Source organism: Plantibacter sp. (genome assembly GCF_059073635.1).
The window spans coordinates 78,061-97,079 of sequence record NZ_JCACOF010000010.1 but is presented as its reverse complement, the minus strand read 5'-3'; the positions used below and the strand labels follow the sequence as shown (position 1 = coordinate 97,079).

Annotated in this window: 16 protein-coding genes and 2 pseudogenes; 13 read left to right on the top strand and 5 right to left on the bottom strand. The window is 70.2% G+C overall.

Features of this window, described 5'->3' with window-relative positions; translation table 11 throughout:
* Nucleotides 1–24 precede the first annotated feature (24 nt).
* Nucleotides 25–306: a YdeI/OmpD-associated family protein gene (locus AC5JOC_RS12705; protein ID WP_079707121.1), complete on the top strand. Its 282-nt coding sequence runs from the start codon at nt 25–27 to the stop codon at nt 304–306.
* A gap of 101 nt (nt 307–407) precedes the next feature.
* Here AC5JOC_RS12705 and AC5JOC_RS12700 read toward each other — a convergent pair whose 3' ends face one another.
* Nucleotides 408–977 (bottom strand): hypothetical protein, encoded by a 570-nt coding sequence (locus tag AC5JOC_RS12700; protein ID WP_494246521.1) that lies wholly within the window; start codon nt 975–977, stop codon nt 408–410.
* 168 nt (nt 978–1,145) lie between these two features.
* On the opposite strand from AC5JOC_RS12700, the gene AC5JOC_RS12695 reads away from it, so the two are divergent.
* Nucleotides 1,146–2,186 carry an LLM class flavin-dependent oxidoreductase gene (locus AC5JOC_RS12695; protein WP_064294475.1) on the top strand — a complete coding sequence of 347 codons (1,041 nt, stop codon included), beginning with the start codon at nt 1,146–1,148 and terminating at the stop codon, nt 2,184–2,186.
* Between the two features lie 33 nt (nt 2,187–2,219).
* On the opposite strand, the gene AC5JOC_RS12690 is transcribed toward AC5JOC_RS12695, so the two are convergent.
* Together AC5JOC_RS12690 and AC5JOC_RS12685 are read right to left on the bottom strand one after the other, a co-directional pair.
* Nucleotides 2,220–2,492, bottom strand: coding sequence for a protealysin inhibitor emfourin (locus AC5JOC_RS12690; RefSeq protein ID WP_064294474.1), 273 nt, complete (start codon nt 2,490–2,492; stop codon nt 2,220–2,222).
* Between the two features lie 41 nt (nt 2,493–2,533).
* Complete coding sequence (locus AC5JOC_RS12685; RefSeq protein WP_236555486.1) at nt 2,534–3,643, bottom strand: M4 family metallopeptidase; 1,110 nt, start codon at nt 3,641–3,643, stop codon at nt 2,534–2,536.
* Nucleotides 3,644–3,794: 151 nt separating this feature from the next.
* Between AC5JOC_RS12685 and AC5JOC_RS12680 the strand changes: the two genes are divergently transcribed.
* The 5 genes from AC5JOC_RS12680 (at nt 3,795) to AC5JOC_RS12660 (ending at nt 8,630) form a co-directional block, all read left to right on the top strand.
* Nucleotides 3,795–4,958: an LLM class flavin-dependent oxidoreductase gene (locus AC5JOC_RS12680; protein ID WP_079707385.1), complete on the top strand. Its 1,164-nt coding sequence runs from the start codon at nt 3,795–3,797 to the stop codon at nt 4,956–4,958.
* Nucleotides 4,955–5,584 (top strand): FMN reductase, encoded by a 630-nt coding sequence (locus tag AC5JOC_RS12675; protein WP_494246520.1) that lies wholly within the window; start codon nt 4,955–4,957, stop codon nt 5,582–5,584. Before AC5JOC_RS12680 ends, AC5JOC_RS12675 begins: the two co-directional genes overlap by 4 nt.
* A 148-nt stretch (nt 5,585–5,732) precedes the next feature.
* Entirely contained in the window at nt 5,733–6,521 is a 789-nt protein-coding gene (locus AC5JOC_RS12670) for a hypothetical protein (protein WP_494246519.1), read from the top strand.
* 102 nt (nt 6,522–6,623) lie between these two features.
* Nucleotides 6,624–6,893, top strand: a complete 270-nt coding sequence (rpsO, locus tag AC5JOC_RS12665; protein WP_056012204.1) for a 30S ribosomal protein S15 — start codon at nt 6,624–6,626, stop codon at nt 6,891–6,893.
* A 249-nt stretch (nt 6,894–7,142) separates the two neighbouring features.
* Complete coding sequence (locus tag AC5JOC_RS12660) at nt 7,143–8,630, top strand: amino acid permease (RefSeq protein WP_071262327.1); 1,488 nt, start codon at nt 7,143–7,145, stop codon at nt 8,628–8,630.
* 144 nt (nt 8,631–8,774) lie between these two features.
* On the opposite strand, the pseudogene AC5JOC_RS12655 reads toward AC5JOC_RS12660, so the two are convergent.
* Nucleotides 8,775–9,260 (bottom strand): annotated as a pseudogene (locus AC5JOC_RS12655) (DedA family protein); the annotation flags it as partial.
* 117 nt (nt 9,261–9,377) lie between these two features.
* Between AC5JOC_RS12655 and AC5JOC_RS12650 the strand changes: the two are divergent.
* Complete coding sequence (locus tag AC5JOC_RS12650) at nt 9,378–10,298, top strand: NADP-dependent oxidoreductase (protein ID WP_079707116.1); 921 nt, start codon at nt 9,378–9,380, stop codon at nt 10,296–10,298.
* Here the strand turns inward: AC5JOC_RS12650 and AC5JOC_RS12645 are convergent.
* Nucleotides 10,288–11,400, bottom strand: a complete 1,113-nt coding sequence (locus AC5JOC_RS12645; protein ID WP_494246518.1) for an acyltransferase family protein — start codon at nt 11,398–11,400, stop codon at nt 10,288–10,290. The two genes, AC5JOC_RS12650 and AC5JOC_RS12645, sit on opposite strands and share 11 nt — an antisense overlap.
* 117 nt (nt 11,401–11,517) lie before the next feature.
* Between AC5JOC_RS12645 and AC5JOC_RS12640 the strand changes: the two genes are divergently transcribed.
* The 5 genes and pseudogenes from AC5JOC_RS12640 (at nt 11,518) to AC5JOC_RS12620 (ending at nt 18,920) form a co-directional block, all read left to right on the top strand.
* Nucleotides 11,518–12,600, top strand: a complete 1,083-nt coding sequence (locus AC5JOC_RS12640) for an FUSC family protein (protein WP_494246517.1) — start codon at nt 11,518–11,520, stop codon at nt 12,598–12,600.
* 301 nt (nt 12,601–12,901) lie between these two features.
* Nucleotides 12,902–15,193 (top strand): polyribonucleotide nucleotidyltransferase, encoded by a 2,292-nt coding sequence (locus AC5JOC_RS12635; protein WP_079707114.1) that lies wholly within the window; start codon nt 12,902–12,904, stop codon nt 15,191–15,193.
* A gap of 194 nt (nt 15,194–15,387) precedes the next feature.
* The gene (gene pdhA / locus AC5JOC_RS12630) at nt 15,388–16,536 is read left to right on the top strand and encodes a pyruvate dehydrogenase (acetyl-transferring) E1 component subunit alpha (RefSeq protein ID WP_494246516.1); all 1,149 of its coding nucleotides are present in this window, start codon (nt 15,388–15,390) and stop codon (nt 16,534–16,536) included.
* Nucleotides 16,533–17,531 (top strand): annotated as a pseudogene (locus AC5JOC_RS12625) (alpha-ketoacid dehydrogenase subunit beta); the annotation flags it as partial. The gene pdhA and the pseudogene AC5JOC_RS12625, both read left to right, overlap by 4 nt.
* Nucleotides 17,532–17,576: 45 nt before the next feature.
* Complete coding sequence (locus tag AC5JOC_RS12620; protein ID WP_494246884.1) at nt 17,577–18,920, top strand: dihydrolipoamide acetyltransferase family protein; 1,344 nt, start codon at nt 17,577–17,579, stop codon at nt 18,918–18,920.
* Nucleotides 18,921–19,019: the final 99 nt, after the last annotated feature.

Genomic DNA, 19,019 nt, shown 5'->3' with positions numbered 1-19,019 from the left:
CGCCCGACCCACTACCGTTGCCGCATGGGCAGACACGCTGATGTGGGAGCCGCGCCGCTCTCGGCGACCGGCACGGTGGTGCGGCTGCGGCCGGACCTCGAGGAGGCGATCGACGACGCCGGTCGATTGTCGTTCTTCCGCGGCCTGCCGAACAGTGCACAGCGGGAACTCGCGATGTGGGTGGAGCGGTCCGACGACGCGCACCGGGATGCACGGATCGAAGCGGTCATCGAGTTGCTCGCCCAGCGGGCCGTGGAACTCCGGACGGCCGCTCCTGCGCGTACCGCGGGTGGTCAGCGGCGCTGACGGACACGCGTCGGCGCTCCAAGGGTGCCGGTAGGGCTCAGAACCCGAAGTCGCCGCCGCCACCGAAGTCGCCGCCGCCACCGAAGTCGCCGAATCCACCGTCACCCCAGCCACCGCCGTCGGCGGAGCTGTCGGCTGCGGAGGCGTCTGTCGCCGCGCCGTCTCCCGCCCCGGCCTCGGCACCGCTCTGATCGGTGCCACCGCGCATCGGTCCCGACGGTGTCCGGGATGAACGCCTGCGCGATGGCCGAACCGACCACGACACCGGCGATGGTGCCGAGCATGGAGCTGGCCAGCATGCCACCGAAGCCCATCCCGCCGCCCTGCGGACCGAGGTTGCGCTCGAGGGTCCCGGGCTGCCGCACCTCGGCCCGGGTGGCCGAACGCGCGAGGGCCTTGGGGGAGTCGTCGGCCGGTGCCTCACCGGTCGGGGCGTCCTCCGACAACTGTCGGTACAGGATGCCCCGCTGCTCGGGGGTGAGCTTCGTGAAGGCCTCTTCGTGGACCTGTTCGATGGTCTCCGGCGGCGCGGTCCGCAGGAGGTAGCGGTAGCGTTCCACGGCGATCTCGTCCTCCGTCCGCGCGCGGGCCGGAGCCGGGCTCCCGCCGGCCGTCGCCTGGACAGGTCCATCGGACTCGGGGCGTCCGAGCAGTCGATCGAGGAATCCCATGCTGTGCTCCTTCACGGTCGCGGGCGTCCAGCGTACGCGTCAGGTGTGGCATCCGGCTTGGATCGCCCTGGGAATCCACTGCGGTCGCCGAGGCGGAATATGTCAGGCCGTCCGAGCGCTGCACCCTGATGCGTCTGTCGCCGTTCGGCAGCGCGACGAAAGGTGACCATGCGACTCTCGATACTGGATCTCATCCCCGTCCGCACCGACCAGGACACCGCGGCTGCCCTCGCAGCGACGATCGCCCTGGCGAAGCGCGCCGACGAGCTGGGGTACCACCGGTATTGGGTGGCCGAGCACCACAACATGCCGTCCGTCGCATCGACGAACCCCGCGGTCGTCATCGGCATCCTGGCCGCCGCCACGCAGCGGATCCGCGTCGGCTCCGGCGGCGTGATGCTCCCGAACCACGCACCGCTCGTCGTCGCCGAGCAGTTCGCGCTCCTCGAGGCCTCCGCGCCCGGCCGCATCGACCTCGGCCTCGGCCGGGCGCCTGGCAGCGACCCCGTCATCTCCGCCGTGCTCCGCCAGTCCGGCAACACGAGCGACGTCGACCGGTTCCCGAACAACGTGCAGGACATCGTCGCCCTCCTCGGCGTCGACGGTGCGAGCGTGCGGATGACCTCCGGCGAGGAGTACGCCCTGCGGGGAACGCCGAAGGCCGGCAGTGTGCCGGACGTGTGGTTGCTCGGTTCGAGCGACTACTCGGCGGCGCTCGCCGCAGCACTCGGACTGCCCTACGTCTTCGCGCACCACTTCTCCGGCCAGGGGACGGCTCGGGCCCTCGAGCTCTACCGGTCGAGTTTCCAGCCGTCCGCACACCTCGACGCGCCTCGCACCTTCCTGACCGCGAACGCCGTGGTCGCCGACACGGCCGCCGAGGCGGAGGCGTTGGCGCTCCCCAACCTGCAGCAGATGGCGAGACTGCGTTCCGGCAAGCCGCTCGGACCCATCGCGACCGTCGAAGAGGCCGCCGCGACCGAGCAGAGCGATCTCGAGCTCGGTTTCGTCGAGCAGATGCGCGCTGCCTGGATCATCGGCGACGCCGACCAGGCTGCGGCGGAGCTGCAGGGTCTCGCCGACCGCTTCGGTGTCGACGAGGTCATGGTGTCGCCCGTCGGGTCGGCACGGGAGGGCACGCCGTCGAACTCGGCGCCCGCACGTGAGCGGACGATCGAACTGCTGGCGGAGCGCTTCCCGCAGCACTGACGCCGTCGGCGTCACGCGACTGGCGAGGAATCGTCAGTCGCGTGGCGGCTGGACGGCGCGCACCCGCTCGACGAGTTCCTGCCAGGGACCGGTGAGCTGCTGCTCGCCGAGGGTGGCCTCCTTGGGCGCGCATCTGATGCGGTAGACGTACCGATCCGGGACCGGTGGTCCTTGTGGGGTGTCGTCCCACGGGAGGCGGTCGAGCAGGACGATCCACCGGTCGACGTCGGGCTGCTCGTCGACGACGACCTCCCAGCGTCGGGTGAGACCGGCCACACCGCCGCTCCTCGTCACCGTGACCTTCATGCCGCGATGCTACTCCGCGAGCCCGGGCGCTGCCACGACGCTCAGGCGGACGGCTCGATACCGACGAGCGCCCACGCCTGCCCGACCGCGGTGTGCTCCTCCGAGTCCACACCGAACCTGGCGGCGGCCGCAGCGATCGTCGCCGCGGCGAAGGTCGCGAAGTCGGCGCGCTCCGACAGGCCGCCGACGAGGGTGTCGTACCAGATGAGCCCCGCACGCTCCCAGGCGTTGCCGCCGAGGGCGACGGCGAGCGTCGCGAACGCCCGGTTGGGGATGCCGGAGTTGAGGTGGACGCCTCCGTTGTCGTCGGTCGTCTCGATGTAGTCGTCGAAGTGCGCCGGCTGCGGGTCCTTGCCGAGGACGTCGTCGTCGTAGGCCGTGCCCGGGGCGAGCATGGAACGCAGTGCGTTGCCCTCGACCTCGTCCGTGAAGAGCCCTTCGCCGATGAGCCAGGACGCCGATGCCGCGTCCTCGCCGCGCGCGTGCTGTTCGACGAGGGCGCCGAAGACGTCGGACACGTGTTCGTTGAGCGCTCCGGGCTGCCCCTCGTAGACGAGGTTCGCCGTGTACTGCGTCACGCCGTGGGCCAGCTCGTGGCCGATGACGCTCAGGGAGCTCGTGAAGCTGCGGAAGACCTCGCCGTCGCCGTCGCCGAAGACCATCTGCTCGCCGTTCCAGAACGCGTTGTCGTAGTCGTCGCCGTAGTGGACGGTGGCGAGCAACGGCAGCCCGCGGCCGTCGATGGAGTCGCGTGCGAACGCCTCGGCGAAGAGGGCGTGGGTGTCGCCGAGGCCGTCGTAGGCGGCGGAGACCGCGGCGTCGGTGGTGGCGGGCTCACCCTCCGAGCGGACGAGCGTGCCCGGGAGGGTCTCGGTCCGCCGGGCGTCGTGGATGCTGCGCTGCGGGGCGCTGACCGGACGCTTGCCAGCCGTCGCGCTGCGCACGGGGCCGGTGGCCCGCTCCGAGCCGGGCTCGGGGAAGCGGTATGGTCGCGTGGCGAGCAGCGAGTACCGCGCGGCACTGGCGGCACGCGCCAGCTGCGGAGCGTCGAGTTCGGCGATGCGCTCGAGCAACCAGGGCGGGACGATGCCGCACACGTGCCGCGGGGCCGGTGTCGGCATGCTGGACGAAGGGTTCGGTGAGCCGTTCATGCGGTGATCCTGCCATAGCCCGCCGACACGGCGTACGGCTCGTGCGGCGCGCTGTGGACAGGATGCCGAACGGGCCGGGAATAGCGCGGGTGTGAACGCCGTTGTCCTGGATATCCATGCAAACGCATGAAAGAACGAGTGGGAGCGCATGATGCAATTCGGAATCTTCACGGTGGGGGATGTCACCACCGACCCGACCACCGGGATCACGCCCACCGAGCACGAGCGCATCGAGGCGATGGTCGCGATCGCCGTGAAGGCGGAGGAGGTCGGTCTCGACGTCTTCGCGACCGGCGAGCACCACAACCCGCCCTTCGTCCCGTCGAGTCCCACGACCATGCTCGGCTACATCGCGGCGAAGACCACGGACCTCATCCTCTCGACGAGCACGACGCTCATCACCACGAACGACCCGGTGAAGATCGCCGAGGACTACGCCATGCTGCAGCACCTGGCCGGCGGCCGGGTCGACCTCATCATGGGCCGCGGCAACACGGGGCCTGTCTACCCCTGGTTCGGCAAGGACATCCGTGAGGGCATCAACCTCGCGATCGAGAACTACGCGTTGCTCCACCGCCTCTGGCGAGAGGACTACGTCGACTGGCAGGGCCAGTTCCGCACTCCGCTGCAGGGCTTCCAGTCCACGCCGCGACCGCTCGACGGTGTGCCGCCCTTCGTGTGGCACGGCTCCATCCGGAGCCCCGAGATCGCCGAGCAGGCGGCCTACTACGGCGACGGCTTCTTCGCGAACAACATCTTCTGGCCGAAGGAGCACTACATGCGCCTCATCCAGCTGTACCGTCAGCGGTTCGAGCACTACGGACACGGCACGGCCGCGCAGGCGATCGTCGGACTCGGCGGTCAGGCGTTCATGGCGAAGAACTCGCAGGACGCCGTCGCCCAGTTCCGGCCGTACTTCGACAACGCCCCGGTGTACGGTCACGGGCCGACGCTCGAGGACTTCACCGAGCAGACGCCGCTCACCGTCGGCAGCCCGCAGCAGGTCATCGACCGGTACGCCGGGATGCGCGAGACCTTCGGCGACTACCAGCGTCAGCTGTTCCTCATGGATCACGCCGGGCTCCCGCTCGCGACGGTGCTCGACCAGCTCGAGATCCTCGGCGGCGAGGTCGTGCCGGTGCTCCGCAAGGAGTTCGCGAAGGACCGTCCGGCCGACGTGCCGGAGGCGCCGACGCACGCGTCGATGGTCGCGGCCGCTGAGGCGGAACTCGCTTCGCGCTCCGGTGCGGTCGAGACGAGCCGGGTCGCATCCGGTTCGGCGTTCGGCGCGGCGGCGGTCGGGGCGACCCGATGACCGCGAAGCGCACGCTCGCCGTCGTGTCGGCCGGCCTCAGCCAACCATCGTCCACACGCCTCCTCGCCGACCGCCTCCGCGACGCCACCGTGGCGCGCCTCGAGCAGGACGGGTACGAGGTCGAGACGACGTCGATCGAGCTGCGCGACCTCGCGCAGGACATCACGAACAACCTGCTGACCGGGTTCCCCAGTCCACGGTTGTCCGAGGCGATCGAAGCCATGACCGCCGCCGACGGCGTGATCGCGGTGACGCCGATCTTCTCCTCCAGCTACTCCGGTTTGTTCAAGTCGTTCTTCGACGTGGTGGAGCCGACCGCCTTGACCGGGGTGCCCGTCGTCCTCGGTGCGACGGGTGGGTCGGCCAGGCATTCGCTCGCCCTCGAATACGCCGTGCGTCCCTTGTTCGCCTACCTGCGGGCGGTGACCGTGCCGACCGCCGTGTTCGCGGCCTCCGAGGACTGGGGGTCGGGCGACGCGCAGGTCAGTGCCCTGCCGGCGCGGATCGACCGCGCGGCCGGCGAGTTGAGCGCACTCGTGGCGGCCTCGGACCGTTCCGGGCGCCTGGACGACCCGTTCGCGCTCGATCGCCCGTTCTCCGAGCTGCTCGGCGGTCTCGGGGCCTGATCGGACGACTCCGTCCGATCGCCCCGATGCGGGCGGGGATCGGCGGGTGCGGCCCCCGCCTCCGTCGTTCCCAGGCTCGGCGCCCCGGTCTTTGGGATACTGGTGGCGTGCGTCGCCGTCCGGCGTCGCCGGAGGGAGTGGTGGCCAGGTGATCCCCGGAGCGCGTCGACTCGGTTCGCTGCTGCAGCATGCCGCTCGTGCCGCGGCGCTCGCCGTGGTGGCGGTGTCGCTCGGCGCCGGATCCGTCGTCCTGCCGCTCGCCGCGTCAGCTCCGGTTTCAGCCGCCGGCACCGGCACGATCGAGAGCCCGACCGACGGCGACACCGTCTACCGCGTCGACTACACCCTGGACGGCGAGCAGGTGAGCGGATTCGACGTCACCGGCACCGCCGACCCGGGTGCCGACGTCGTGCTGTCCTACTGGCGCTCGATCGACCTCTACGACTCGGCGAAGGCCTGCTTCAGCAGCTCCACGGCCGATGATGCGTCGTGCGACCTGCAGTCCACCGGCGGGACGGGGGCGACCGAGTTCCGCTTCGACGGGCAGCCGATCGAGATCGGGAGCGACGGCGGATGGTCCACCAGGATCAACATGACCCAGTGGCTTCGCGGAGCGGACGCGGGGGAGTACGACATCACCCTCGCCCTCGTGTCGACGAACGCCGACGGCGGGGCCACGCTCGGCGACCCGGTCCGGCTCGTCTACGACTCCACGACGACCGCCGAGGCGGCGGAGGCAGCCGCTGAACCCGCGCCGAACGCCGGTGCCGGACCGCCGCTCTGGGTCTGGCTGCTCCTCGCCTTCCTGATCCTGGACCTCATCGCGCTCGCCCTCATCCTCGTGCTGCGTCGCCGACGCCGGGTCGCAGCCAGCGAAGCGGAGGAACGGGCGAACGCGAAGCGGCGCTCGACGCACCGCGAACCTCCCACGCTCTGAACCTGCTAGAATCACAAGGTTGCCGTCGAACGGCCGCGGATCAAGAGAGCCCACGCATCAGGCGACGGGCACCGCGCAACGAACAGAGAGGGGATCACCACTATGGCGCTTGAAGGAGACCGTAAGAAGGCGATCATCGAAGAGTACGCAACCCACCCAGGTGACACCGGATCCCCCGAGGTCCAGGTGGCGGTCATGACCCGCCGCATCAAGGACCTCACCGAGCACCTCAAGGAGCACAAGCACGACCACCACTCGCGTCGTGGCCTGCTGCTCCTGGTCGGACAGCGTCGCCGCCTCCTCGGCTACCTCCAGGCCGTCGACATCGAGCGCTACCGCTCGCTGATCGAGCGCCTCGGACTCCGCCGCTAGGCAGCACTCTGAACCCTCCGCCAGCTCACGAGACCCACGGTCCCTGAGCCTGTCGAAGGGCGCTGACACCGCGAGCTTCTTCGTGACGGGCCGTCATCCTCCGGGATGGCGGCCCGTTCGTGTTCGTATCAGGAACGCTGCAGCTGGAGAACATCCCGTCTGCGACTCGACCTCGGCCTGCTCATCTGGCAAGGTCGAGAGTCGGCTTCGAGCGAGGCCACGAGGTACCGCACCACGGCAAGGAGCACCATGAGCATCTGGCGGACGAAGAGCATCGAGGACTCCCTCGCGGATTCCAGCGTCGAAGGGCGCAGTCTGAAGCGCACCCTCGGCACCTGGGACCTCATGATCATGGGTGTCGCGGTCGCGGTCGGCGCCGGCATCTTCTCCGTCGGAGCCAAGGCCGCGGGCAACTACGCGGGCCCGTCCGTGTCGCTCGCGTTCATCCTCGCGGCCGTCACCTGTGCCCTCGCCATCATGTGCTACGCGGAGTTCGCCTCCACGGTGCCCGTCGCCGGCTCCGCCTACACCTTCACCTACGCCACCCTCGGTGAGCTCCTCGCGTGGATCATCGGATGGGACCTCATCCTGGAGATGCTCACGGCGGCCGCCGTCATCGCCAAGTACTGGGGCATCTACCTCAGCAACGTCTTCCTGCTCTGGGGCTGGGACGTGCCGAGCGAGCTCGACGTCTTCGGGCTCAAGGTCAGCTGGGGCGCGTTCGTCATCGTCGCGATCTTCACCACCCTGCTCGTCCTCGGGACGAAGCTGTCCTCGCGTGTCGCGAGCGTCTTCACGATCATCAAGGTCGCGATCGTCATCTTCGTCATCGTCGTCGGCGCCTTCTTCGTCAAGGCCGCGAACTACACGCCGTTCATCCCCGACGAGGTCCCGACGAAGGGCGGGGCGTCCGACGCCTGGTCGCAGTCGCTGTTCTCCTTCATGACGGGGGCAGCGCCCGCGCAGTACGGCGTCTTCGGTCTGCTCGCCGGTGCCTCACTCGTCTTCTTCGCCTTCATCGGGTTCGACGTCGTCGCCACGAGCGCGGAAGAGGTCAAGAACCCGCAGCGCAACCTGCCGCGCGGCATCTTCGGTGGCCTCGCCATCGTGACCGTCCTCTACGTCGGCGTGAGCCTCGTCCTCACCGGCATGGTGCCGTACACGACGCTCGCCGAGGCTGAGGACCCCTCACTCGCGACGGCGTTCATCGCGGTGGGCGCGGACTGGGCGGCGCAGGTGATCTCGATCGGCATCCTCGCCGGCCTGACGACCGTCATCATGGTGCTCCTGCTCGGCCTCGCCCGCGTGGTCTTCGCCATGAGCCGCGACGGCCTGCTCCCGCGCTCGCTCAGCGTCACCTCCGAGAAGCGCAAGACACCCGTGCGGGTGCAGCTCATCGTCGGCGCGCTCGTCGCGCTGATCGCCGGCCTGACCGACGTGGGCATCCTCGAGGAGATGATCAACATCGGGACGCTCTCCGCGTTCGTGCTCGTCAGCATCGCGGTGATCGTGCTGCGGAAGAAGTACCCGAAGCTGCCGCGCGCGTTCCGCGTCCCGTGGTCGCCGTTCCTCCCGATCCTCTCAGCGGTGCTCTGCGTCTGGCTCATGCTCAACCTGACGACGCTCACCTGGGTGCGGTTCCTCGTCTGGCTGGCGCTCGGCTTCATCATCTACTTCGCCTACAGCCGCCGGCACTCCATCGTCGGCAAGAAGGCGCGGGGCGAGCTCGTCGAGTGACGCCCGTGTCCGTCGCCGTCGTGCGGCCAAGGCTGCGCTGATGCGGTCGACGGTCACGCCCAGGCCGACGGCGACGACGATCGAGACGGCGGTCGCGAGTACCGGCTGATCCGGGAGGAACCGGCCGACGACGGCTCCGACGCCCACGTTCCACAGTGCCCAGGCGAGCCCTGCGAGGACGGTGATCGGAAGATACCGACGGGGGCGGAGCCCACTCGCCCCGGCGACGAGGTTGACCGCGATGCGCGCGAACGGGATGTAGCGCGCGGTGAGGATGGCTGCAGCGGCGCGGCGCTCGAGCGCGACGCCCGCACGTCCGATCGCGCCCGCGACCCGCGGGCGCCGCATCCAGGCGAACCGTGTGGTCCCGATCCGTCGTCCGAGGAGGTAGCAGGACACGTCGCCGGTCACGGCGCCCGCCCAGGCCACGCCGATGAGGAGGGCGAGGTCCGGCGAGCCGCTCGACGCCGAGATCGCTCCGAGCGCCGTCACCGCGGTCTCGCTCGGCAGGACGACCAGGAAGGCGTCGGCGACCGTCAGCAGGTACAGCGCCGGGAACACCCAGCCCGACGCGGCGATCTCGAGCAACCACGCCGTGATCGCCGTCTGCAGCTCATCGACCCATGCCATGCCCGTGATTCTCGCTCGGCCGGGTGAACGGCGCGTGACGTCCCCTGCGGCCAGGGTGGTCCTCGCCCGGGAAGCGTGTGAGCATGGAGGTCGGCGGAAGCCGGCGGAGGAGGCATCATGGCGAGGTTCGTGCGGTTCGACCGGTTCGGTGGTCCCGAGGTGTTCCACCTCGTCGAGGGCGACATCCCGGTGCCCGGCCACGACGAGGTCCGCGTCCGTGTCCTCGTCGCAGGGCTCAACCCCGTCGACCACAAGCTCGCGTCATCACCCGAAGCGCTCGCCTCCTTCGGACGGGACGTCCCGAGCGGGAACGGCAACGACTTCGCCGGGGTGGTGGACGGCGTGGGGAGCGGCGTCCAGGGATTCGCGACGGGCGACCACGTGTACGGCGGACACCGGTTCCACGCGCAGGCGGACTTCCTCATCGCTCCGGCCGGCATCCTCCATCATGTGCCGGACGGGCTCACCATCGAGCAGGCCGGCGCCCTCGACATCGCGGGACGCGCGGCGATCGCGTCGGTCGCCGCCGTCGGCGTCCAGCAGCCGGACACGGTGCTCGTGAGTGCTGCGGCCGGCGGGGTCGGCGTGCTCGCGGCGCAGCTCGCCAGGCGGACGGGCGCGGTCGTGCTCGGCACCGCCGGCGCGGCCAATCAGGAGTTCCTCCGCGGTCTCGGCATCATCCCCGTCCAGTACGGCGACGGGCTGCGCGAGCGTGTCCTCGAGGCGGCCCCTGGCGGGATCACCGCCGTCATCGACACCCACGGCCGGCCGACCCTCGAGCTGGCGCGCGACCTCGGCGTCGCGCCGGAGCGGGTCAACACGATCGCGGACCGACCCTTCGCCGCCGAGCACGGGTTCCGCGGCGTCGGCGGACAGGACGCGACGCTCGACGAGCTGGCCGCGCTCGGCGAGTCGATCGCGCGTGGTGAGATCGTCCTCCCCATCGACAGCGTGTGGCCCATCGAGCGGGTCGTCGACGCCTACCGCCACCTCATCGACGGTCACGTCCGCGGGAAGGTCGTCCTCGTCACCTCGTGACGTCGCGGCGGGACCCGGTCGGGTCGCTCCGAGGGGGCTCCGGGTCGAAGGCCCGCTTGCGACTGAAGATGAACGCCGCGCGGGGTTCGATGAGCGGTCTCGTGATGCGGCGCACGGGTCCGCTGGAGAGCACGATGACGATCAGGACCGACAGCACCAGCAGGCCGACGAGCACGAGCTCCGGGTTGCCCGTGTCGGTGAGGACGCCCGACTCACGCAGGGGGTAGAGCACGAAGGAGTGCAGCAGGTAGACGTACATCGTCGACTGTCCGTACCGGGTGATCCACGACTGGCCGCGGGGGACGAGCACGAAGAACGCCGCGGTGAGGACGACGGCCAGCAGGATCGCCGCGAGTCGCACCAGGCCGCCCGTCCCGTCCTCGTTGCCGAGCGCGGTGTACCCCCGGTCGTAGAAGAACCAGTAGCGCAGGTCGATGCGCCGCCACAGGTCGATCCCGACGACGAGGACGACCGCCCACACGATGAGGACGGCGGCGGCGGCGATCCGGATCCACCAGGCCCTCGTGCGGACGAGACGCCAGCGGTCCACGAGCCGCCACCGGTTGATCTGCCACCCGAGCACGAAGAACGGGAGGATCCCGAGTGCGCGCGAGAGCGAGAACGTGCTGTCGACGTTGTCGAGGTAGCCGACGCCGATCGAGATCACCACGCTCCAGAGCAGTGGCCAGCGCAGGAGCGCGAGATAGGGCAGGACGAGGCGGAAGATGCCGAGCGCGAGGAGGAACCAGAGGGTCCACGACGGTTGGGTCGGGTTGAACGCGCGTTTGCCCTCGACGAGGAACTGCACGAGGGACCAGATCCCCTCCATGATCAGGTAGGGCAGGAGGATGTCCGTGATCACCCGACGCATCTGTCGTCGTCCGGGAGGGGCCGACTTCGAGAAGTACCCGCTGATGATCGCGAACGCCGGCATGTGGAAGGCGTAGAGGAACAGGTACACGACGAGCGCGGGGTCGGACTCGGAGGTCAGGCGTTGGATCGCGTGGCCCATGACCACGAGCGTGATGCACGCGAAACGGGCGTTGTCCCAGAACGGGACGCGCTGCTTCGGGCGAGCGGCTGCCGGCGCGGGATGCGTCAACGTCACCTCCTGGGGTCCGCACCAGCGTAGCCCGGGGCGGCCCGCGCGACGACGGGGCCCGGGCGCCGGGCTCAGGATGGCGTAGCGTTGGATGGTTGCACGAGAGCGGAGGACCGGATGGCTGAACGCGGTCTGAAGACCTCGCTGATCAGCTTCGCGCCGTCGCCCAAGCGCTGGCCGGCCGCCCTCACGGCCGCGATAGCGATGGCCGTGCCGGTCGCGGTCGCGACGTTCTTCGGACTCACGCCGCTCGGCCTGCTCACCGGCCTCGGGGCGTTCACCGCGCTCTACTGCGCGCCGCTCAGCCGCCGGGACCGTCTGCGGGTGCTGCCGCTCATCGGAGCAGGACTCGTCACGGCCGCGGCGCTGGGTGTCGCGATGTCGGGTTCTCGGCCGCTGACCGCGATCGGCCTCATCGTCGTCGGGTCGGTGGTGATCTGGCTGGTGCAGGGCATCGTCCTCGGCCCTCCGGGCGCGCTGTTCTTCATCCTCGTGTTCGGCATCGCCGGCCACCTGACCGCGCCCGTCCCGATCGGCGGCGCCGGGCTCGACGGCGGACTGGTCATCCTGCTCGTGGCGGCCGGTTCCGCCTTCGCCTCGCTGGTGGTCGTCGCGCCGTTGCTCGTGCCGGCCGTCCGCCGCGGCGCGGGGAAGCCGACGCCGATGCGCGTGCTGTTCCCCGAGTACCGGCTGAGCGCGACCGACCGCCGGATCGCGACACGCCTCACGGTCGCGCTCGCGATCAGTGCGGTCCTCGGAGCGGTCCTCGGCCTCGGTCACGGGTACTGGATCGCCGGGTCCGCCGTCGCGATCCTCAGCGTCGGGCACTCGCGCACCCTGAGCGCGACACGCGGCGTGCACCGCGTGCTCGGGACGGTCGTCGGCGCCGGGATCTTCCTCGCCGTGGCCTCGCTCCAGCCGCACGGCTACGTCCTCGCGCTCGTGCTGGCCGCCCTGCAGTTCACGATCGAGCTCGTCGTCATCCGGCACTACGCGTTGGCGCTCGTCTTCATCACGCCGCTCGTGCTCATCATCAGCACGTCCTCGTCGACGCAACCGGTGCTCGCGATCGTGGGGGAGCGCGTGCTCGACACCCTCCTCGGAGCGGCCGTCGCGATGGTCCTCCTGCTCGTGTCGTGGGGACGCGACCGCCGGCGCGCGGCGTCTCCCGACGCTCCTGGCACCCCGCCCATCACCTGAGGATCCGTGTCGTTCCGGGGATCGCCGAACCCCCCTCTGCTAGGCTGACCGACGGCGGACCGTGATGGTCCGCTCCGCGCACAGCCAGCCGACAGGAAGCTGGTCCTCGGTGGTGTATCCCTCGCGATCCGCGGGTGGTGTTCTACTGGTGGCCAGCCAAGTCCCGGAAGACCGGGCGGCTTGAGCAAGTACTGCGGCTGTGTTGCGCGCTGCATCATGCACGACCGCGCTCGACGGCGCGTCCATTCGGGACGCGCGGCCCGTCACTCGACGGGAGCGCACACGTACGAAGGAGAGACCTGTGGAAGGTCCAGAAATCAAGTTCGCCGAGGCCGTTCTCGACAACGGCAAGTTCGGCAAGCGCACGGTCCGGTTCGAAGCCGGCCGCCTCGCGCAGCAGGCACAGGGCGCGATCGCCGCGTACCTCGACGAGGAGACCATGCTCCTCTCGGCCACCTCGGCCGGAAAGCACCCCAAGGACAACTTCGACTTCTTCCCCCTCACGGTGGACGTCGAGGAGCGCTCCTACGCCGCCGGCAAGATCCCCGGTTCGTTCTTCCGTCGTGAGGGCCGCCCCTCGACCGAGGCGATCCTCGTCTGCCGCCTCATCGACCGGCCGCTGCGCCCGTCGTTCGTCACCGGCCTCCGCAACGAGGTCCAGATCGTCATCACCGTCCTCTCGATCGCTCCGGGTGAGTTCTACGACGCCCTCGCGATCAACGCGGCGTCGATGTCCACCCAGATCTCGGGTCTGCCGTTCTCCGGTCCGATCGGCGCCGTCCGTCTCGCGCTGATCCCCGGCCAGGCCGGCGAGGCCGACCAGTGGGTCGCCTTCCCGAAGGTCGACCAGCTCGAGGAGGCCGTCTTCGACATCATCGTCGCCGGTCGCATCGTGACCGACGCCAACGGCAACGAAGACGTCGCGATCATGATGGTCGAGGCGGAAGCCACCGAGAACAGCTGGAACCTCATCAAGGGCGGCGCCACGAAGCCCGACGAGGCGGTCGTGGCTGCCGGTCTCGAGGCCTCCAAGCCGTTCCTCAAGCAGCTCGTCAAGGCACAGAGCGAACTCGCCGCTCAGGCGGCCAAGGAGATCGCGGCCTACCCCGTGTTCCTCCCGTACACGCAGGAGAGCTACGACGCCGTCGCCGGTCTCGCACACGACGAACTGGTGAACGTCTACCAGATCGCCGACAAGATCGAGCGCCAGAACGCCGACGACGCCCTCAAGGACCGCGTCAAGGCGGAGATCACCGAGCGCGTCGAGGCCGGTTCGCTCGACGCCGAGGTACTCACCCAGTTCTCGGCGGCCTACAAGTCCGTCTCGAAGGTCGTCATGCGCGGCCGTGTCCTCCGCGAGGGCATCCGCATCGACGGCCGCGGCCTGACCGACATCCGTCCGCTCGACGCCGAGGTGCAGGTCATCCCGCGCGTCCACGGTTCCGCGATCTTCCAGCGCGGCGAGACCCAGATCCTGGGTGTCACCACGCTGAACATGCTCAAGATGGAGCAGCAGATCGACTCGCTGTCGCCCGTCACGAAGAAGCGCTACCTGCACCACTACAACTTCCCGCCCTACTCGACCGGTGAGACCGGCCGGGTCGGTTCGCCGAAGCGTCGCGAGATCGGGCACGGCTTCCTCGCCGAGCGTGCACTCGTGCCGGTGCTGCCGAGCCGCGAGGAGTTCCCCTACGCGATCCGTCAGGTCTCCGAGGCCCTCGGGTCCAACGGTTCGACCTCGATGGGTTCCGTCTGCGCCTCGACCCTGTCGCTGCTGAACGCCGGTGTGCCGCTCCGCGCACCCGTCGCCGGTATCGCCATGGGCCTCATCTCCGACGTCGTCGACGGTGAGACCCGCTACGCGGCGCTCACCGACATCCTCGGCGCCGAAGACGCCCTGGGCGACATGGACTTCAAGGTCGCCGGTACCTCCGAGTTCGTCACGGCCATCCAGCTCGACACGAAGCTCGACGGCATCCCGACCTCGGTCCTGACCGGTGCGCTCCAGCAGGCCAAGGACGCCCGCACGACGATCCTCTCCGTGCTGAACGCGGCGATCGACGCTCCCGACGAGATGGCGCCGACCGCGCCTCGCGTCATCAGCGTCCAGATCCCCGTCGACAAGATCGGCGAGCTGATCGGCCCGAAGGGCAAGACGATCAACTCGATCCAGGACGAGACCGGCGCCGACATCTCCATCGAGGAGGACGGCACCGTCTACATCGGCGCCGTCGACGGTCCGTCGGCCGAGGCCGCTCGTGCCCAGGTCAACGCGATCGCGAACCCCACCAACCCGGAGGTCGGCGAGCAGTTCCTCGGAACCGTCGTCAAGATCGCCGCGTTCGGCGCGTTCGTCTCGCTGCTCCCGGGCAAGGACGGCCTGCTGCACATCTCCGAGGTCCGCAAGCTCGCCGGTGGCAAGCGTGTGGAGAACGTCGAAGACGTGCTCGGCGTCGGCCAGAAGATCCTCGTCGAGATCACGAAGATCGACGACCGCGGCAAGCTCTCGCTCGCTCCGGTCGTCGCCGATGAGGCCGACACGCACGGCAGCGACGCTGCCAGCGAGGGCCCTGAGGCCCCGGCCGAAGGCTAGGTCTCACCAGCTGCATCCGAACGCCCGTCCCGCTTCCGCGGGGCGGGCGTTCGCCGTTGCGCGGAGTGTCGACGGTTGAGCGCCAGGGTGATCCGGCGTAGCCTCGGACCACCTCGCGATGACGCGAGGGCACGGCATCGCTCACGAGGCACCGCCGTGAGGTCACCGAACTCAAGGCGGCGTGCATCGTGTCGATGGAGACTCACACCCAATTCCCGCAGGATTCCGACGAGCGGGGCGGTGATGCACGCGAACCGGTCCCGGTCGACCACGGGTGCGTCCAGCTCCTCGATCCGGACGGCGTCCGTCAGGAGGACGCCCTCTACGACCTCTTCGTCGCCGACCTCGGTCACGCGGAGCTGCTCGCGCTCTACGAGGACATGGTCGTCACGCGCCGCATCGACACGGAGGCGACCGCTCTGCAACGGCAGGGCGAGATCGGTCTGTGGCCACCGTCGCTCGGGCAGGAGGCCGCCCAGGTGGGGTCGGCGCGGGTCCTGCGGCGCGGGGACTTCGTCTTCACGAGCTACCGCGAACAGGCCGTCGCCTACTGCCGGGGCGTCGAACTCGACCAACTGATGGCGATGTGGCGGGGGACCGCGCTGTCGGGCTGGGACCCGTTCGCGGTCGGCATGGCGACGCCGGCGGTCATCATCGGGGCCCAGACGCTCCATGCGACGGGCTACGCGATGGGCTGTCAGCGCGACGGGTCCGACGCGGTGGCCGTGGCCTACTTCGGCGACGGGGCGACGAGTCAGGGCGACGTGAACGAGGCGCTGGTGCTGGCCGCGAGCTTCCAGGCACCCGTGGTCTTCTTCTGCCAGAACAACCAGTACGCGATCTCCGAGCCCGTCGGGCTGCAGGCCCAGCGCCCCATCGCGGACCGGGCACCGGGCTTCGGGGTGCCGAGCATGCGGGTCGACGGCAACGACGTGCTCGCCGTGACGGCGGCGATGCGGATCGCCGTCGACCGCGCACGTTCCGGTGGTGGGCCGACCTTCATCGAGGCCGTCACCTACCGCATGGGGCCGCACACCACCTCGGACGATCCGACGCGGTACCGGGACGAGAGCGAGGTCGCGTCGTGGCGTGCGAAGGATCCGATCGCCCGTCTCGAGCGTCTGCTGGAGTCCGAGGGGGTCCTCGACGAGACGGCCCGAGCCCACGTCGCGTCCGTCGCCGACGCCGCGGCCGCCCGGGTCCGTGCGGGGTGCCTCGCCTTGCCTGCCCCTGACCCGCTCTCGCTCTTCGACGAGGTCTACGCCACCGCCCACCCCGGGCTCGAACGGCAACGCGAGGAGTACCGCTCGTACCTCGCGATGTTCGACGGTGGTGCCCGATGACCGCGCTCACCCTCAGCAAGGCGATCAACACCGGACTGCACCACGCCCTCGCCGATGACGACCGGGTCCTGTTGCTCGGCGAGGACATCGGCCGACTCGGTGGGGTGTTCCGGGTGACCGACGGCCTCCAGGCGGAGTTCGGTGCCGATCGCGTCGTCGACATGCCGCTGGCGGAGTCCGCGATCATCGGAGCGGCGATCGGTCTGGCGTTCCGAGGCTTCCGCCCGGTGTGCGAGATCCAGTTCGACGGGTTCATCTATCCGGGCTTCGACCAGATCGTCGCGCAGTTGGCGAAGCTGCACTACCGGACGAAGGGGGCCGTGCGGATGCCGGTCACCATCCGGGTGCCGTACGGCGGAGGCATCGGCGCCGTCGAGCACCATTCCGAGTCCCCGGAGGCGTACTTCGCGCACACGGCGGGACTGCGCGTGGTGACGTGCTCGGACCCCCAGGACGCGCACACCATGATCCGTCAGGCGATCGCGTGCGACGACCCGGTGCTGTTCTTCGAACCGAAGCGGCGGTACTGGACGAAGGGTGAGGTCCTCGACGACCTCCCCGCCGATCCGCTCGCGTTCACCCGTGCGCGGACCGTTCGCGCCGGCACGGACGCGACGCTGGTCGCCTACGGTCCGCTCGTCCAGACGGCGCTCGAGGCTGCGGAGGCCGCGGCCGACGAGGGTGTCGACCTGGAGGTGATCGACCTCCGATCCCTCGCGCCCCTGGACGTCGACGCGGTCGCCGCCTCGGTCGAGAAGACCGGGCGACTCGTCATCACGCACGAGGCGCAACGCTCCGGAGGGGTCGGAGCCGAGCTGGCGGCCTCGATCACCGAACGCTGCTTCGACCTCCTCGAAGAGGCCCCGGTGCGGGTGACGGGGTTCGACACGCCCTATCCCGCGTCGGCGCTCGAGGACCACTTCCTCCCGGACCTCGACCGGATCCTGGACGGGGTGGATCGCGCACTGGGGCGTCGGTCCTCCGCCTCGGCCGTCGGCAGGGCCGATGCCCGGTTCGACGACCGGTGGGGAGGGACGGCGATGAAGCGGTTCTCCCTACCCGATCTCGGTGAAGGTCTGACCGAGAGCGAACTCGTGTCCTGGCGCGTCGCCGTCGGCGACCACGTCGAGCTCAACCAGGTGATCGCCGAGGTCGAGACCGCGAAGGCGCTCGTCGAACTGCCCGCGCCGACCGCCGGCGTGGTCACGAGGCTCCACGTCGAACCGGGGACGACGGTCCTCGTCGGCGAGGCGCTCGTCGACTTCGCGCCCGATGGTGAGACCGCTCCGCCCCCGTCGGTCCCCGAGGCCGACCGAGCGGAGGTCGACCGTCCGAGTGGGGCGGCGGACCGCGAGCCGGTCCTCGTCGGCTACGGCCCTCGCACGGCGAGCGGTGAACGGCCACGGCGCCGTGCCCGGTCCGCCGGCGATGACACACCTGCCCCGGCGCACACCGCCCCGGTGCCGGAGCGTTCTCGGCCCCGCGCGACACCGCCGGTCCGGCGACTCGCCCGCGATCTGGGCGTCGACCTCGGAACGCTCGTCGGCACCGGCGTCGGTGGTCGGATCGCGCGTGAGGAGGTCGAGCGCGCTGCGACCGGCCTGAGTGGGCAGCTGCCGGAGCGTGCTCGCGGAGCGGGAGCGGCACCGGCCGGGACCCGAGAGGCGCCGGCCACGGCGGCCGACGGGTCGGTGCGTCGGCCGATCACGGGGGTCAGGCGCCGGACCGCCGAGGCGATGGTGAGCAGCGCGTTCACGGCTCCCCACGTCACGGAGTTCCTGACGGTCGACGTGACGCCGACGATGTCGCTGCTGGACGCGCTCGCCCGCTCGCCTCGGACCGGGGACCACCGGGTCAACATCCTGACCGTCCTCGCCAAAGCGGTGTGCATCGCCGTGAGACGCACCCCCGCGGTCAACGCGAGTTGGGACGAGGCTGCCGGGGAGATCGTCGAGTACGGACACGTCGGACTCGGGATCGCCGCAGCGACGCCGCGGGGACTCCTCGTCCCGAACATCGCACGGGCCGAGGAGCTCAGCCTGTTCGAACTCGCGGACGCCGTGGCGGACCTCGTCCGCACGGCCCGCGAGGGACGCACCGCTCCGGCGGAACTGCGAGGGGGGACGATCACGATCTCCAACGTCGGCGTCTTCGGCGTCGATGCGGGGACGCCCATCCTCAACCCCGGTGAGGCGGCGATCATCGCGCTCGGTGCCGTCCGTCGCCAGCCGTGGGAGTTCGAGGGGCAGGTCGCGCTGCGACACGTCGTGACGCTGTCGCTGTCGTTCGACCATCGGCTCATCGACGGAGCGCAGGGGTCCCGTTTCCTCGTCGACCTCGGGACGATGCTCTCCGATCCGGCGATGGTCCTGACGATGGTGTGATCGTCGAGTCCAGGCCCTCGCGCTCGCCGGCCCCGGCGGCCGTTCGGGCCTGGACGCGACGGCCGCGACGTGGCATCGTGCATCGTGTACGCATCGGGA

Bases quoted from the DNA above. Each gene is read 5' to 3' on its own strand.
- AC5JOC_RS12695 (WP_064294475.1), top strand. From the start codon at position 1,146: ATGCGACTCTCGATACTGGATCTCATCCCCGTCCGCACCGACCAGGAC.
- rpsO (WP_056012204.1), top strand. From the start codon at position 6,624: ATGGCGCTTGAAGGAGACCGTAAGAAGGCGATCATCGAAGAGTACGCA.
- AC5JOC_RS12650 (WP_079707116.1), top strand. From the start codon at position 9,378: ATGGCGAGGTTCGTGCGGTTCGACCGGTTCGGTGGTCCCGAGGTGTTC.
- AC5JOC_RS12690 (WP_064294474.1), bottom strand. From the start codon at position 2,492: ATGAAGGTCACGGTGACGAGGAGCGGCGGTGTGGCCGGTCTCACCCGA.
- AC5JOC_RS12620 (WP_494246884.1), top strand. From the start codon at position 17,577: ATGAAGCGGTTCTCCCTACCCGATCTCGGTGAAGGTCTGACCGAGAGC.
- AC5JOC_RS12680 (WP_079707385.1), top strand. From the start codon at position 3,795: ATGCAATTCGGAATCTTCACGGTGGGGGATGTCACCACCGACCCGACC.
- AC5JOC_RS12660 (WP_071262327.1), top strand. From the start codon at position 7,143: ATGAGCATCTGGCGGACGAAGAGCATCGAGGACTCCCTCGCGGATTCC.
- AC5JOC_RS12640 (WP_494246517.1), top strand. From the start codon at position 11,518: ATGGCTGAACGCGGTCTGAAGACCTCGCTGATCAGCTTCGCGCCGTCG.
- AC5JOC_RS12700 (WP_494246521.1), bottom strand. From the start codon at position 977: ATGGGATTCCTCGATCGACTGCTCGGACGCCCCGAGTCCGATGGACCT.
- pdhA (WP_494246516.1), top strand. From the start codon at position 15,388: ATGGAGACTCACACCCAATTCCCGCAGGATTCCGACGAGCGGGGCGGT.
- AC5JOC_RS12675 (WP_494246520.1), top strand. From the start codon at position 4,955: ATGACCGCGAAGCGCACGCTCGCCGTCGTGTCGGCCGGCCTCAGCCAA.
- AC5JOC_RS12705 (WP_079707121.1), top strand. From the start codon at position 25: ATGGGCAGACACGCTGATGTGGGAGCCGCGCCGCTCTCGGCGACCGGC.
- AC5JOC_RS12685 (WP_236555486.1), bottom strand. From the start codon at position 3,643: ATGAACGGCTCACCGAACCCTTCGTCCAGCATGCCGACACCGGCCCCG.